17 protein-coding genes are annotated in these 15,430 nt (G+C 49.7%); 11 read left to right on the forward strand and 6 right to left on the reverse strand.

Annotation, left to right across the window (positions count from 1 at the left end; genetic code table 11):
• Positions 1 to 139: 139 nt before the first annotated feature.
• Together pyrE and panC are read right to left on the reverse strand one after the other, a co-directional pair.
• Positions 140 to 733, reverse strand: coding sequence for an orotate phosphoribosyltransferase (gene pyrE / locus P8P30_06790; protein MDG1287257.1), 594 nt, complete (start codon positions 731 to 733; stop codon positions 140 to 142).
• A complete protein-coding gene (panC, locus tag P8P30_06795; protein ID MDG1287258.1) occupies positions 726 to 1,580 on the reverse strand; it encodes a pantoate--beta-alanine ligase in 855 nt (284 codons plus the stop codon). Before panC ends, pyrE begins: the two co-directional genes overlap by 8 nt.
• A 5-nt stretch (positions 1,581 to 1,585) precedes the next feature.
• Between panC and zapE the strand changes: the two genes are divergently transcribed.
• The 3 genes from zapE to mutY are packed head-to-tail and all read left to right on the forward strand — an operon-like array spanning position 1,586 to position 4,717.
• Complete coding sequence (gene zapE, locus P8P30_06800) at positions 1,586 to 2,698, forward strand: cell division protein ZapE (GenBank protein ID MDG1287259.1); 1,113 nt, start codon at positions 1,586 to 1,588, stop codon at positions 2,696 to 2,698.
• 20 nt (positions 2,699 to 2,718) lie between these two features.
• Entirely contained in the window at positions 2,719 to 3,696 is a 978-nt protein-coding gene (gene ispH, locus P8P30_06805; protein MDG1287260.1) for a 4-hydroxy-3-methylbut-2-enyl diphosphate reductase, read from the forward strand.
• On the forward strand, positions 3,683 to 4,717 hold the full coding sequence (gene mutY / locus P8P30_06810; GenBank protein MDG1287261.1) for an A/G-specific adenine glycosylase: 1,035 nt from the start codon (positions 3,683 to 3,685) through the stop codon (positions 4,715 to 4,717). The genes ispH and mutY overlap by 14 nt, the downstream gene beginning before the upstream one ends.
• Here the strand turns inward: mutY and metW are convergent.
• A complete protein-coding gene (metW, locus tag P8P30_06815) occupies positions 4,674 to 5,279 on the reverse strand; it encodes a methionine biosynthesis protein MetW (GenBank protein MDG1287262.1) in 606 nt (201 codons plus the stop codon). The genes mutY and metW overlap by 44 nt on opposite strands.
• Positions 5,276 to 6,430 carry a homoserine O-acetyltransferase gene (locus P8P30_06820; GenBank protein ID MDG1287263.1) on the reverse strand — a complete coding sequence of 385 codons (1,155 nt, stop codon included), beginning with the start codon at positions 6,428 to 6,430 and terminating at the stop codon, positions 5,276 to 5,278. Before P8P30_06820 ends, metW begins: the two co-directional genes overlap by 4 nt.
• A gap of 31 nt (positions 6,431 to 6,461) precedes the next feature.
• Between P8P30_06820 and P8P30_06825 the strand changes: the two genes are divergently transcribed.
• From P8P30_06825 to P8P30_06835, 3 genes are read left to right on the forward strand one after another with little or no spacing between them, the layout of a single operon-like run.
• Positions 6,462 to 7,193, forward strand: a complete 732-nt coding sequence (locus P8P30_06825; GenBank protein MDG1287264.1) for a chorismate mutase — start codon at positions 6,462 to 6,464, stop codon at positions 7,191 to 7,193.
• Positions 7,186 to 8,262: a histidinol-phosphate transaminase gene (gene hisC, locus P8P30_06830; protein ID MDG1287265.1), complete on the forward strand. Its 1,077-nt coding sequence runs from the start codon at positions 7,186 to 7,188 to the stop codon at positions 8,260 to 8,262. Before P8P30_06825 ends, hisC begins: the two co-directional genes overlap by 8 nt.
• Positions 8,262 to 9,428: a prephenate dehydrogenase/arogenate dehydrogenase family protein gene (locus tag P8P30_06835; protein MDG1287266.1), complete on the forward strand. Its 1,167-nt coding sequence runs from the start codon at positions 8,262 to 8,264 to the stop codon at positions 9,426 to 9,428. The genes hisC and P8P30_06835 overlap by 1 nt, the downstream gene beginning before the upstream one ends.
• Here P8P30_06835 and P8P30_06840 read toward each other — a convergent pair.
• Positions 9,425 to 10,237 carry a M48 family metallopeptidase gene (locus tag P8P30_06840; protein ID MDG1287267.1) on the reverse strand — a complete coding sequence of 271 codons (813 nt, stop codon included), beginning with the start codon at positions 10,235 to 10,237 and terminating at the stop codon, positions 9,425 to 9,427. The genes P8P30_06835 and P8P30_06840 overlap by 4 nt on opposite strands.
• Positions 10,238 to 10,646: 409 nt before the next feature.
• Here P8P30_06840 and P8P30_06845 point away from each other — a divergent pair, with 409 nt between their 5' ends.
• The 4 genes from P8P30_06845 to P8P30_06860 all read left to right on the forward strand — a co-directional run bounded on the left by P8P30_06845 (position 10,647) and on the right by P8P30_06860 (position 14,258).
• Positions 10,647 to 11,639, forward strand: coding sequence for a nitronate monooxygenase (locus P8P30_06845; protein MDG1287268.1), 993 nt, complete (start codon positions 10,647 to 10,649; stop codon positions 11,637 to 11,639).
• An 87-nt stretch (positions 11,640 to 11,726) separates the two neighbouring features.
• Positions 11,727 to 12,428 (forward strand): helix-turn-helix transcriptional regulator, encoded by a 702-nt coding sequence (locus P8P30_06850; protein ID MDG1287269.1) that lies wholly within the window; start codon positions 11,727 to 11,729, stop codon positions 12,426 to 12,428.
• Positions 12,422 to 13,633 carry a flavodoxin-dependent (E)-4-hydroxy-3-methylbut-2-enyl-diphosphate synthase gene (gene ispG, locus P8P30_06855; protein MDG1287270.1) on the forward strand — a complete coding sequence of 404 codons (1,212 nt, stop codon included), beginning with the start codon at positions 12,422 to 12,424 and terminating at the stop codon, positions 13,631 to 13,633. The genes P8P30_06850 and ispG overlap by 7 nt, the downstream gene beginning before the upstream one ends.
• Entirely contained in the window at positions 13,623 to 14,258 is a 636-nt protein-coding gene (locus P8P30_06860; protein MDG1287271.1) for an outer membrane lipoprotein carrier protein LolA, read from the forward strand. The genes ispG and P8P30_06860 overlap by 11 nt, the downstream gene beginning before the upstream one ends.
• Positions 14,259 to 14,294: 36 nt before the next feature.
• Here P8P30_06860 and P8P30_06865 read toward each other — a convergent pair whose 3' ends face one another.
• Positions 14,295 to 14,510 carry a cold-shock protein gene (locus tag P8P30_06865; protein MDG1287272.1) on the reverse strand — a complete coding sequence of 72 codons (216 nt, stop codon included), beginning with the start codon at positions 14,508 to 14,510 and terminating at the stop codon, positions 14,295 to 14,297.
• Positions 14,511 to 14,692: 182 nt separating this feature from the next.
• On the opposite strand from P8P30_06865, the gene P8P30_06870 reads away from it, so the two are divergent.
• The gene (locus P8P30_06870) at positions 14,693 to 15,430 is read left to right on the forward strand and encodes an OmpA family protein (protein ID MDG1287273.1); all 738 of its coding nucleotides are present in this window, start codon (positions 14,693 to 14,695) and stop codon (positions 15,428 to 15,430) included.

The following is a 15,430-nucleotide window of genomic DNA, read 5'->3' on the forward strand; positions in this document are numbered from 1 at the left end:
CCGTAGAACCCGCAATGAAATATTTTATCAACTCTAACTGCTTATTTCTCGATAACTTACAATGCTTTATATACATCAATAACTCCTAACAATTTAAATGTTAGGTGTCAGCCCCTTTAAAATTTATTAATCTATTGAATTAAGCAGTCTTCAAACCACGACTACCTGGCTTATAAGCCTCGGTACCTTGCAAATGCTCTGGCAAGCTATCAGCTTCGTAAGAAACAACTTCCATCGCCAATAGCGGAACGAATGGTACACCTAAATCAACTTTCCCATTACTCCGATCGACCAAGGACACTTCCGCAACCACCTCGCCGCCTGCCTGCGCGATACAGTCAAACGCCTCGCGTGACGATAGGCCGGTCGTAACCACATCTTCTACTACGAGCACCTTCGCACCGGGCTTCATATCGAATCCACGACGGAAGGCGAATTTACCCTCTACACGTTCGCAGAAAATATAAGGCTTACCAAGTTGACGCGCCACTTCGCAACCGACGACTAGGCCGCCCATAGCGGGAGCTGCGACGATATCAATTACATCCACATCGATTGTGGCTTTCATTTTCTCGACCAAAGCTGCCACGAGTTTCGTCGCACGAGTTGGCTCCATCAGCACACGCGCGCACTGCAAGTAAGTATCAGAGTGTCGGCCTGAGGAGAGAATAAAATGGCCATTTAAAATGGCTTCTGCCGCTTCAAATTCTGCAATAATTTGGTCTTTATTCATGAGTAGGCTCCACGGCAATATTATCAATGAGGCGAGTCTTACCAAGCCAAACCGCCGCAAGCAAGCGTGCAGAATCATTTAAGTCAGTGATCGGCTGCAAGCTCTGTGCATCCACCAGCTCCACATAATCGACGCTGCGGAAGCCTTGTGCAATAAGCGCCGCCTTGGCTTGCCCGAGCACTTGGGTAACCGGCTTCGATTGAACTTCCGCCGCCACCTGCTGCAGCATTTGCTGGAGTCTGAGCGCGATAGCTCGATCTTCCTCACTCAAATAGGCATTGCGTGACGATAGAGCTAAGCCACTCTCCTCACGAGCGATCGGCGCACCGACAATCTCAATCGGCAACGCTAAGTCTGCCACCATGCGCTTGATGACTTGAAGTTGCTGGTAATCCTTCTCGCCAAAAATAGCCGTATCTGGCTGCACTTGTGCGAATAGGCGCGAAACCACCGTCGCCACCCCATCGAAGAAACCCGGGCGATATTTGGCACATAGGTTTTGCGTCAAAGACGGCTCCCCCTTTATGCTAATCACCGCACCATTAGGATATAAGCTCTCAACAGTTGGTAGATAGATAATATCCACCCCCACCGCTTCCAGCTTAGCTGTATCGGCCTCTACGGTGCGCGGGTAGGTATCAAAATCTTCATCGGGCGCAAATTGCGTCGGGTTGACAAAGATACTCACGACGACTGTATCTGCATGGGCATGCGCTTTGCGCACCAGTGACAAATGCCCCTCATGCAATGCGCCCATTGTCGGCACAAAGCCGATAGACTCACCCGCCCTCTTGCGCTCACCCAGTTCGGCGCGTAAAGATTGAACATTATTAATGACCTTAACCATACCTTATGGCTGATACGCAAAATCAATCTCTAACGCAAGCTTATGAAGCATTGCTAACCGTAGACGGTTGGCGAGATGACCTCGCACAACGCGAAATTATCGCGCATTTTGAAGAGCTTTTGTATGATTTGCAACATCGCCCTAAAACGCCCTTCTCCTTTATGGGCTGGCTCAATCGCGAAAATCACGAACGATTTATTAAAGGCATTTACCTATGGGGCGATGTCGGGCGCGGCAAATCCATGCTGATGGATTTGTTTTACGATCATGTTCCCAAGTCCATCCTCACACGTCGCATTCACTTCCATGCCTTCATGACGGAAATTCACGAAGCACTGTACGAATTCCGCGAATCAAACCCAGGCGAAGATGATCCCCTCCCCATTATCGCCGAAGATTTCGCCAGCACGTGCCAAGTGCTCTGCCTTGATGAGTTTCAGGTACATGACATTGCTGATGCGATGATCCTCTCACGCTTGTTTGAAGCACTGGTAGAGCAAGGGGTGATTACCGTTACCACCAGCAACCGCCCACCCGATGGGCTTTATAAAGATGGTTTACAACGCGATTCCTTCTTGCCGTGTATTGCCTTACTTAAACAACGCTTCGAGATTCTCGCACTGGATCACGATACGGATTATCGCCTAGAAAAACTGCGCGGAAGCGATGTTTACTTCCAACCTGCAAAAAACATTAAACCGATGGAGAAGCTATTCAACTCGCTAACGCAACACTCTGCACAAGCCAGCATTCTGCATGTTAAAGGGCGCGACATCATCTTAGCTAAAACGGCAGATGGCATGGCATGGGCGAGTTTCTCTGAACTTTGTGAAGCAGCCCTCGGCGCTGAAGATTACAACACACTCGCGTGTGAATTCCACACGATCTTCCTGACCGACATCCCTAAGATGACAACGGACAACCGCAATGAAGCCAAACGATTCGTGCTACTGATTGATGCGATATACGAGCATAAAGCACGCTTTATCTGCAGTGCAGATGCGCCGGCGGAGGAGCTCTACCCTTCGGGCGATGGCAGCTTTGAGTTCCAACGCACCGTCTCGCGATTGATGGAAATGCAATCTAGCGCCTATCTTGGTGCTTCTCATGAGACGTAACTCGTACTAGACTACGCCCCATGATGAATAATGAACCTGTCACCCTCCTCCTCGCTCAACCGCGTGGATTTTGCGCCGGCGTTGTACGCGCTATCGACATTGTAGAAGAAGCCTTGAGGCTTTACGGCGCCCCTGTTTATGTGCGCCACGAGATCGTACATAATAAATGGGTCGTCGAAGATTTAAAATCCAAGGGCGTCATTTTCGTAAAAGAGCTTGATCTAATACCCGATAATGCCATCACCGTTTTCAGCGCCCACGGCATCGCCCGCAAGGTAGAACTGGAGGCCGAACGCCGTAATATGCCTGCAATTGACGCGACCTGCCCGCTAGTCACGAAGGTGCATTACCAAGCGCGCCGCTATGAAGCAGAAGGCCATACGCTCATCCTTATCGGACATGAGGGACATCCTGAAGTCGTTGGTACCATGGGGCGCGTCGACAAACCGATGCACCTAGTCGATACGGTCGAAGCCGTTGCCAAGCTTGATATCCCTGAGGGTACGCCGCTTTCTTTCGTGACACAAACAACGCTGAGTGTCGATGATACAGCCGGCATCGTGACTGCCTTGCGCAAACGCTACCCGCATATTGATGGGCCGGATGTGGAAGACATTTGCTATGCGACACAAAACCGTCAGAACTCGGTTAAAGAGATGGTCGGCAGCGTAGACTTACTCCTCGTCATCGGCGCGGCGAATAGCTCAAACTCCAACCGCTTGCGTGACTTAGGCGAGGAAATGGGCATCCCGTCTCACCTGATAAATGACGCATCGGAATGTAAAAATGAGTGGCTCGAATCTCCTAAAATGATCGGCCTTACCGCCGGAGCCTCTGCGCCTGAAATTCTGATGGATGAGCTGATTGAACATATTAAGTCCAAACGCCCCGCAACCGTACAGCTGCAAAAGGGCGAAGCGGAAACGATGACGTTCAACTTGCCCAAACAAGTACGCAGCAAATTACCGGAATTCCCTGATAATCGTGCAAACGCATAAATTCCATAAAGCGCTAGATGCCTGGTATCAGGCTAATGGCCGCCATGAACTACCCTGGCGTAAAACGGAAGATCCTTACGCCATTTGGTTAAGCGAGGTGATGCTTCAGCAAACTCAGGTGAAGACGGTTCTGGAGCGCTTCTACTTCCCCTTCCTAGAGCGCTTCCCCAGCATCCACACCCTCGCTGAAGCAGATTTACAGGATGTGCTGCAACTGTGGCAGGGGCTTGGCTATTATAGCCGTGCGAAGAATTTCCACAAAGCAGCGCAACAAATCGCTGCCGCCGGACTCAACACCCTGCCAGCTGAACCAGATGCGCTTATCAAACTCCCCGGTATCGGACAAAACACCGCGCGTGCCGTGGCGGCTTTCGCCTTCCATCAGCCTGTCGCGATATTAGAGGCAAATGTGAAACGCGTAGTAGCCCGCATTTTCGCGCTTGAAACACCTAGCGATAAGGAGCTTTGGGCAAAAGCGGAAAGCCTGCTCAATGCGGAACATCCATTCGATTATAATCAGGCGATGATGGATGTGGGTTCCACTATTTGCACTCCTAAAAATCCATCCTGTGATCGCTGCCCCGCCAATGTGATTTGCGAGGGGAAAAGCTCACCTAGAAGCTATCCGCAGAAGAAAATTAAGAAGGCGATACCCACCCGTCAAAAGAACATTTTATTATTACGCGATACGCAAAACCGTTACGCCATTCGTCCGCGGGAGACACGCTTTTTACATGGGTTATGGGAGTTTCCAGAAATTGAAAAATCTGAATTAAAGTATCAGTTTAATATTAAACTTCACTCCATTGATACAAATAATTTTATTGGGAAAATATCTCACGCCTATAGCCACTTTATTTTAGAGGCGAACATCCATCAATTTGATACTTCTGAGACCCATAATGAATGGCAATGGAAGACGGCTGAGGAGATTTCCAGCCTCCCACTATCACGCACAGAGACGAAGATTCTCGCGCTTATTTCTCAATCAGAAACGTCGCCTGCTCAGCAAGCAAGTTAGCAAGCGGTACATTGCCGAAATACGACGCCTCTTTACCCGCTGAATTATGGAATACTTGGCGCTTAATGGTGATGTCCAATTGCGCGCAGAGTTCGATGAAATCACGAATCGTGCAAAAATGAATATTGGGCGTATCGTACCATTGATACCGTAACGTGCTGGTCACTGGCATATGGCCGGTTAGCCCTAAATGCACACGGTTGCGCCAATAGCCGAAATTGGGGATAGAAACGATTGCTTGCTTACCGACTCGTGTCACTTGTTTCAACACCTCCACCGGATCTTGCATCGCCTGTAAGGTCCGACTTAGAATACTGATATCAAAACCATTATCAGCAAAATATGGCAGTTCAATTTGCGCGTCTGCTTGAGTGACAGAGAGGCCATGAGCAATACACTCACTCACCTTATCCATCGCAAGCTCTAGCCCGCGTCCATCCACATTGCGTTGCGCGATCAGCCATGCGAGCAGCTCTCCCCCACCACAACCGATATCCAACACAGTTGAACCTTCAGGCACGAGATTCGCCATCACTCGTAAATCGGCGCGGAGTTGGCTCATAATTCGATTCCCTTCAAGAAACCGGATACGGCATTTTCATAATCATCATTAGGCAACAAGAAGCCATCATGCCCTTTATCGGTTTCAATCTCCGCGAAGCTAACCGGCACTCCTGCGGCATTCAAGCCACGCACCAAATCACGCATTTTTTCGGTCGGGAAGAGCCAATCGGTGGAAAAAGAAAGCAGCAAGAAACGCTTATCGCGGCAGGGCGCGAATAACTCGCTGAGCTTTCCATATTGCGAGATATCAAAATAATCCATCGCACGAGTAATGTAGAAGTAACTGATCGGATCAAAACGATTGACGAAATTCTTCCCCTGATAACGCAGGTAACTTTCAATCTGGAAATCCGCATCGAAACCGTAGCTGACATCGTCTTTCTCTTGCAGGTCACGCCCGAACTTACTGTGCAGGCCGGCCTCCGAAAGATACGTCACATGCGCAGCCATACGTGCGACGGATAAGCCTTTCGATGGGAATGTCTCTTTATTGGCATAATCGCCTTCTTGCCAGCCTTCATCAACCATAATGGCTTGGCGGCCAATCTCGTTAAAGGCAATTCCTTGCGGCGAAAGCGAGCCGCCCATAGCAATCCCTACAAAATGACGGAAGCGGCTTGGATAGAGCGCAGCCCACGCCAACGCCTGCATGCCGCCAATGGAACCACCAATCACCGCTGCGAGTGTTTCGATCTCTAAAATATCTAGCAACAACGCCTGTGACCGCGCCATATCACCCATGGTCACGACAGGGAAATTTAATCCTAACGGCTTACCGTTTTCATCTAGACTGCGCGGGCCATAGCTGCCCATGCAGCCGCCCAGTACATTTGCGCAAATCACGTAGAATTTATCTGTATCAATCGGTTTACCGGAGCCAATCATCAAATCCCACCAGCCTTCTTTGCCGGTGATAGGATGCTCGCTCGCGACATATTGGTCTGCCGTCAGTCCGTGGCAAACCAAAATCGCATTCGATTTATCATCATTTAACTCGCCATAAGTTTGGAACGCGAGGGGAAAATTTGAAATTTCCTTACCACAATCGAGTTTTAATGGAGCATCCTGTGCCAGTATAGCAATACGCCCGACCTCGAACGGTTGCTGATCGGCACCAAAATGCTGTGTTATTGTTTCTGTGATTGCCATAAGGCTTGCAGATAGGCATATTCCCATAGAAATGGCAACAGGCACCTTAACAGATGAAGCTCAAGAGAAGCTAAATGGATTCCGCGCAGAGATTGATGCGCTGGATAACGAGCTTATTGCTCGGCTCAAAAGACGAATCGAAATCGTAAGCGAAGTCGGAAAGCTTAAACGCAGCGATGATACGCTACAATGTTTCATCCGCTCTGGCCGCGAGGCTGACATGCTGCGCGATATTTACAAGCAGTTTGAGGGATCAAAATTTCATCCCGAAGCCGCCGTGGCTATCTGGCGGCAAATTATTTCCGCCTCCACCCAACATGAATCGCAAATGCGTCTAATTACACCAGAAGAACGCCAGACGGTGGCCAAAACCTATTTCGGACAATTCATGCCAATCAGCTATATTGATGATGCGCGGGATGCGCTTAAAATACTTGCTGATAACCCAACAGGCATTCTAATTATGCCACCTTGGGAAGAAGATTCGTACTATTGGCAAATTTTCGCGCAGAAGGCACCGCCTACATTGAAGGTGTTTGGGATACTTCCGTTTATAGGCTCGGAGCGCCAAGCCTTTGCAGCAGCAAACCTGATGCCGGAACCTAGTCGAGACGATATTAGCCTATTTATTGATGATTCAGGCACCATTGAAGAAGTAGATGGCTATCATACGCACTATCCGGTTGCGGATGGCTCAATAAATAGCCATAAGCAATGGCTTGGAACTTACGGAAGACCAATTGGAGTATCAAAAGATGACTAACCCAGCCCCTAAAGACAGTATTAATAAAATCCGCCCTTACGTGGCAGGCAAAACTGGGGGTGCTGGTGCGACGCGCATCATCAAGCTTTCATCCAATGAAAACCCACTCGGCCCTAGCCCGAAAGCGATTGAAGCATTTACGGCGCAGAGCGACTCTCTCTTTCGCTACCCAGCGGGGCATAACGATTTACATAGCGCGATTGCTGATGTTGAGAACCTACCCGCAGATCAACTCATTTGCGGCGCCGGTTCTGACGAACTCATCGGTATGCTAATTCAAGCTTACACAAATGCAGGCGACGAAGTACTTTATCCAGAGCATGGTTTTCTCATGTATAAGATCTATGCCCTCAGCCACGGTGCGGTTCCACGTACTGCGCCAGAGGATAACTTTACGACCAGTGTAGATGCGCTCCTCGCCGCGGTTACAGAGAAAACGAAAATCGTTTTCATCGCCAACCCAAATAACCCAACGGGCAGTTATATTTCGGCCTCTGAAGTGAAACGCCTGCGTGATGGATTAGCCGATCATATTATCCTCGCCATTGACGGCGCTTACGCCGAATATATGGAAGAAGAAGATTATACGGATGGCCGTGAATTGGTCGCAGTAAGCGAAAATACTATCACTCTGCATACCTTCTCTAAAGCCTATGGCCTACCCGCACTACGCCTTGGCTGGGCTTACGCACCGGCAAGTATGATCGATATTCTCAACCGTATTCGTGGTCCGTTTAATGTGAACTCGGCAGCCCTTGCCGCCGCCATCGCCGCCATTCGCGACACGGAATATACACGGTACATTATCGACGTAAACCGCACAGAGCGCACGCGTATTACCGAAGCCTTGCAAGATCGCTTTACGGTTCATCCGGGTTACGGCAACTTCCTGATGATCGGTTTCGGTTCTCCGGCACGCGCAACCGCTGCGAATAATCACCTAACCGAACGCGGCGTTATTATCCGCGAAATAGGGGCTTATGGTTTACCGCAATGCCTGCGCGCCTCTGTCGGCACACCCGAAGAAAATGATATTTTGCTCGAAGCTCTTGCGAGTTTTGGCGGATAATGGACGCTCTCTTCTCTACTATTGGTATTATTGGTCTCGGCAATATTGGCGCGTCCCTCGCACTCGCGATTAAAGATGCTAACCTGTGCGTAACGCTCTATGGCACAGACATAAACGAGGAGGCACTACGCTATTGCCAAGCCGAAGAAATAATCGATGCCGTGGTGCCATTAGAGAAAATGGCTGCCGATTGCGATTTGATCATTCTTGCCGTCCCCCCGCATTGCGTGGGCGAAGTGGTCGAGCTATTAAAACCGAATTTACAAGACGATACCGTCCTCACCGATGTCGCCAGCGTGAAACTACCGGTACTCAATTACCTCGAAACCATTGCCGATGAATCCATCAACTTCGTACCGGGCCACCCCATTGCAGGCGGCACAGGCTCTGGCCCTGAACATGCCCGCACGGATATGTTTACACGCAAGCTCGTGATGCTGACCCCGCCCATGGGTGTTGAAATTGACGATCCGGCCTTACAAATTGTTCAGGCTTTTTGGAACCACCTAGACACGGTGATTGAGCTAATGCCAGCCGATTTCCATGATCTGGTTTATGCCTATGTTTCACACCTCCCGCATCTAGTCGCCTTTGCTGCTTCGGCCACATTAGCGACCGTCAATGGCTTGAGCGATGAAGATGGCGTACTGTCTCGGTTCACTCGTATCGGAGATTCGCACCCGCCGCTTTGGACAGATATTGTGCTTAACAATCAACCTAATGTCCTCGCGGCACTAAAAAACTACATCGCCATGATTAGCCATATTCGTGAAGAGCTGGGCGAAGGCAAAGAGCAACAGGAAGAAATGGCAGACACTGAAGATTGCGGCACGGCGGCGCGAGTTCTCTTCCCACGTATCGCCGCAAGTTGCTTGATTGCCACCGTCTCGATGCTAGAGCGTCAATCTGGCCAACGTTTTGCCCGTTATAGCGGCGCAGGTTTCGCTGATGTCGCCTCGCCCGCATCCGAAGCACCGGATGGGGATATGGAGCTAATTTCCAAACATTATGCGGCCGTCAATGCTCTACTCCTGCGCTATGAGAAGCATTTAGATATGCTGGCCATTGCCATTGAAAGCAATCAACCAAAGCAACTCACCGAAGCACTGCATGAGATGCGTAACGCCCATACTGACCTAGCAGAAAAATTAACCACGGCGGCTTAGCGGCGATATTTCGCGATCTCTTCTTTGATCTTCTCAATACGATTTTCAGGATTCGGGTGAGTGCTAAAGAACTCAGGCTGCCGGCTAGTACCACCCGAAGCTTCTGCCAGAATTTCCATCACACGAATCAGCGCGACAGGGTTATACCCCGCCTCCACCATGAAACGTACGCCGAGCTTATCGGATTCCAGCTCATCGGCGCGACCGTATTTCATATTCACCATCTGGCCGATCATTTGAGCCATACGCCCCATACCTTCGCTACCAGCGGCGACCGTCGCCGCACCCGTCAAACCTTGGGTGAGCTGCTGTTTCGCCATATGTTCCGCGCCATGGCGCGCAATCACATGGCCTATTTCATGCCCGAGCACGCCAGCCACCTGATCGTCGCTCTCTAAACGTTTATAAAGCGCCGCCGTCATAAAGACCTGCCCCCCGGGGAGCGCAAACGCATTCACCGTGTCAGAATCGCGCAGCAGATGGAACTCCCAGTTCCAGCCAGTATCACGCGCAACACTGCGCTTCACCAAACGCCTGCCAATTCCATCAACATGCGCCCGTGCTCGCGGATCGGGATGGACACCGCCATGCTGTTGCGCCATGTGCGGTGCCGATTGCAATCCGAGCGCTATCTCTTGATCGGGAGACATCGCCACACGCTGCGTCTCACCCGTAATCTCATTATATTCGGACGAGCCCAAATAGGAAAATACGGCCCAGCCAGCGAGTGCCAAACCAATCAACAAGCGCATTTTCATGCCGCCGCGCCCGATAGAGCGACCATGCTGTCTGTAGTTATTTCTATACATGCCAACAAGTTTAACGGTAATTATGCACAACGTGTAGCCCTATTTTCCATTTTAAAAAGAAGCTTGGATGAATTAGGTTAAATTATGAATTTTTCAAAAATAAATCTGATAACATTTATCACCTTCATTCTGTGCTTCAGTCTGTTTCAAATATTACGTTATATGAATGTTCAAATGGACGGAGGACTCGCCAACCTCGTTCCTCTCAGCACTTTGATAGCAGGAATTGCAGCATGTTTTGTGAGTATGACCCATTTTTTTACCTGCATAATAGCAGTTTTCACCAGTAAAGATTGCAATGCACATAAATGCTTGTATTCACTAGTGACAGGAATTCTTTGCTGGATGTGCTTCGGTATTTTGATAGTCACCTTTGCTTCTGGCGCTAGTTAAAAGGCATAATTTTGATATGAAAAACTTAGAGATGCTCATGAAGCGCGGCACGGACTTTTTAGGCAGCAAATACGCCATTATGGGCGGCGCAATGAGCTGGGTCTCAGAACGCAACTTAGTGGCTGCCATGAGCAACTGTGGCGCCTTTGGTGTGATCGCTTGTGGCTCTATGCCTCCTGAACTTTTGAAAAAAGAAATCGCAGCGACGCAAGCGCTGACGGATAAACCTTTTGGCGTCAACCTTATCACCATGCACCCACAGCTGGATGAACTCGTGCAAGTCTGTCTTGACGCGAAAGTCACGCATGTAGTTCTGGCAGGCGGGTTGCCTAGAGGCAGTACGATCAAGGCGATTAAAGAAGGCGGCGCGAAAGTGATTTGCTTCGCCCCTGCCCTTGTCATTGCCAAAAAACTCATACGCTCTGGTACGGATGCACTTGTGATTGAAGGCATGGAAGCAGGCGGCCATATTGGCCCTGTTGCGACCAGCATCCTTGCGCAAGAGATCCTACCGCATATTGATCAAGTCCCCGTTTTTGTTGCAGGCGGCATTGGCCGTGGCGAAGCGATCGTGGAATATTTACGTCTGGGTGCAAGCGGCGTTCAACTTGGCACACGCTTTGTCTGTGCCGAAGAATGCATCGCGCATGATAATTTCAAACAAGCCTTCATTAAAGGCAATGCCCGCAACGCAACGCCATCGGTTCAAGTGGATCCTGACTTCCCGGTGATTCCGGTTCGTGCACTTGAAAATAAGGCAACCGACGCCTTCACCCGCATGCAGCTCGACACCATCAAACGCCACGAATCGGGCGAATTAGACAAAATGGAAGCGCAATTAGAGATCGAACATTTCTGGGCTGGCGCTCTGCGCAAAGCCGTCATCGATGGCGATGTCGAACATGGCTCCGTTATGGCCGGTCAATCCGTTGGCATGGTCAAAGCAATCCAACCCATGCAAGAGATTGTCGATGAACTGGTAGAGCAAGCGAATAGCTTCCTTGGCTAATATCTAATTGTCATTATGTCGTTCCTGCTGTCACCCCGTCGAATGACGGAGTCTGGAAACAAACCGAGAGCTCTCAATTAATTCCGAATGCCGGCATTCGACGGCATGACAAAACCGACTAACTCTGCTAGGCTCCTCGCTATGTCCGTCGCTTATCAAACGCTCGATAACCCTTTATCAAACACCTCGCCTTTTGCGCGGGTGGAGGATTTGTCTCAGCTTGGTAAAATGCTGCGCGATGTGCGGGTCGCGTATAAAATCGAGTTAGCGCAAGTCGCAACAGACTTACATTTAAAATCTGAGTTTTTAGAAGCGATTGAATCCGGAAGCTGGTCAAAACTTCCGAGTGATACTTATGGGCGCGGTTATTTGCGCCAATATGCTGAATATCTAAAACTCTCGCCAGAGGAAGCAACAGCCTGCTGCCAGCGTATTCAGGGCAAGGTCGATTCTAAACTGCACTATCTCGATATTGTCTCAACACAGGAAACGCCTGCGCGCGGCACTTTATGGCTTTCTGTCTTTGCGCTGATGATTGTATTCGCGGTTTGGGGCTGGTATCGCACCAGTTCGATTCCGGAACCTATCGAGGCAGCCGCAACAAATATTCCTGCCCCCGAAATGCGCATCTCTAAAATCACGGCAGCACCGGTGCAACATAATGTGGAAGCAACCTGCTTGAACATTCCCTCAAAAACATTAGCTCCCTGCTTTGCAAACCCTACCACACTGCCCTCATTCCTCTTGAAAAGCGCGACATTTTACCCCATTTGGAGAACATCATGGTAACTTATTCAGTCAAAGTGGGCGATATCGCCGTGGGGGGCGGAGCTCCTGTCGTCGTGCAATCGATGACCAATACCGATACAGCTGACCCAAAATCCACCATCCAACAATGCATCGAATTGGCTGAGGCGGGCTCTGAACTTATCCGCATCACGGTTGATCGCGCTGAATCCGCCGCCGCCGTGCCCGAGATTGTCGAAGCCTTGCGCAAACACGGGGTCGATAATCCGATTATTGGTGACTTCCACTATAATGGCCATCGCTTGCTCGCCGATTATCCAGAGATGGCAAAGGCGCTAAGCAAATACCGTATCAATCCCGGTAATGTCGGCTTTAAAGGTAAGCGCGACACGCAATTTCAGCAGATGATTGAAGCGGCGATCCATTACGATAAGCCGGTACGCATCGGCGTAAACTGGGGCAGCCTAGATCAACAAATGCTCGCGGCCGTAATGGATGAGAATAAAGCCGCCGGCAATCCGAAGAGTAACGACGAGGTCATGCGCGAGGCGCTAGTTCGTTCCGCAACAGAAAGCGCACGGATGGCAGAAGCAATCGGCTTACCATCTGATAAGATTATCCTTTCCGCTAAAATCAGCAAGGTGCAAGAGCTCATCGCCACCAATCGCGCATTAGCTAAAGCCGGAAAATGGCCAATCCACCTCGGACTGACTGAAGCCGGTATGGGCGTTAAAGGCGTCACCGCCACAAGCGCCGCGCTGGGCATTCTGTTGCAAGAAGGCATTGGCGATACCATTCGCGCCTCACTCACACCGGAGCCGGGCGGCGATCGTACGACCGAAGTACTCCTCTGTCAGGAATTACTGCAAGCGCTGGGTTTACGTGCCTTCACGCCACAAGTGACTGCCTGCCCGGGCTGCGGTCGCACGACGAGCACTTTCTTCCAGTCTCTGGCCGATGATATTCAAAGCTGGTTACGCGAACAGATGCCGCTCTGGCGCGACGAATATGAAGGCGTTGAGACCATGCAGGTCGCCGTGATGGGCTGTATCGTCAATGGCCCGGGCGAGAGCAAACATGCTAATATCGGCATTAGCTTACCCGGCACAGATGAGTCGCCTGCAGCGCCGGTTTTCGTCGATGGCGCAAAGACTGCCACGTTGCGTGGTGATAATATTGCGAAGGATTTCCAAGCCATGGTCGTAGAATATATAGATAAAACCTACGGAGCAAAAAATGCGGCTTAGCTTATTTTTACTGATTTCCCTGTTCGCCTTTAACACGCAAGCCTCTGTCGCGGCGGTAGAGACATACCTCACCGAGCTAAAAACCATGGTCGCCGATTTCAAACAGCTGGCACCGGATGGCACGATCTCTACCGGTAAATTCCAGCTCAAGCGCCCAAAGCAAATGCGCTGGCAGTATAACCCGCCCACCCCCATCCTTATGGTCACACGTGACGATTACCTCACCTATTATGACTATGAGCTAAACCAAGTGAGCGATATTCCACTGGATGATACGCTACTGGGCATTCTCTCGCGCCAAGATATTGATTTTGAAAATTCGAATATCATTGTATCCGAGCATTTTGAAGAAGAGGGCTTTATCACCGTCACGCTTGAACAGAAAGATTCACCAGAGCAAGGCAGCCTTGGCATGGTATTTAAGACCGATCCGATGCAGTTAACGCATCTCGTCGTGACAGACACAACCCAACTAGTCACACAGATTACCTTAAGTAACATCGAACAAGGCGTTACGCTGGAAGATGCCGTGTTTAATTTTTCAGACCCGCGCATCGGCGGGAAGAACAAAAAATCTGATCGCTTTGGTTCAGAATCCATCCAAGAAAAAACCCCCGAAGAATAATCTCCGAGGGTTTTTAATCTCTAAAAGAAGAAAGGCTTATGCAGCCGCTTCGATCAGTTGAAGTTCAGTCGCTGCTTCTTTGCCGCGATTTTCTTCTACTTCAAATGTGATTTTTTGTCCTTCATCGAGAGCACGTAGGCCCGCTTTTTCAACAGCGCTGATGTGAACAAACACATCGTTCCCACCTGAATCTGGAGTGATGAAACCGTAACCCTTAGTAGGGTTGAACCATTTTACTGTACCCGTAGCCATATTATAATATCCTTATACTGCGGTAGTTATAGTCACGGGTAATCCGCAAACTTGGAGTACCTCTTAGCGCAATTTTTCTCTTCACGCAAAGAAAAGAATTTCACGAAAGCATTATGCATTGTTAAACGACTATGTTAACAAACTGAAAAGATGATGTTTAATAATAAGATAGGAATGGATAAATGAGCAGAGCACTAATCCTATTTTTTGGCATTATAGTGGCTGTTATCCTCGCTTATTTCTGCGTACAAACGCATATTCAAACCATCCCAACAGACATTCAAACACGCACAGAGGCCGCTCTTTCCAGCCAGAAACTCGAGGCTATTGGCACCACAATTGATGGTCGCGACATTACCTTAACCGGCATCGTTGAAACGCAAAAAGCACAATTACATGCCGAAGAGATCGCCCGTTCGGTTGAGGGTATCCGCTCCGTGAAAAACCAAATTATGGTAGCACCCCCCACCCTACCAGAACCGGAAGCTATCGTAGAAGATGAGATTGCAGATGCAATCGCGGCTCCCGAAATCACGGTTGAAGAAATAAATAAGCAATGCGAAGAAGACCTTGCTTACGTAATGAAAGAAAAAACCATCCTCTTCGCCTCTGGCAGCTCCACGGTTGATGCAACCAGCCTTGCACTGCTCGAAGAGATCGCGACAACGGCAAGAAACTGCCCTCAATCACGCATTATCGTGAACGGCCATACGGATAATATCGGCTCTGAAGCCATCAATAAACGTGTCAGCCAAGAACGAGCGAATGCGGTTGCTGATTACTTGCGCAACACGGCGCAGCTACCGCAAACAATTGAGGCGGTGGGTCATGGCCCATCGACACCGATTGCATCCAATGACACACCCCAGGGGCGCTCTCAGAACCGCCGCATCGAATTTAATGTTCTAGCGATAGAATAA

The sequence above is a fragment of the Rickettsiales bacterium genome (assembly GCA_029252805.1).
Lineage (GTDB): Bacteria > Pseudomonadota > Alphaproteobacteria > Rickettsiales > JALZUV01 > JALZUV01.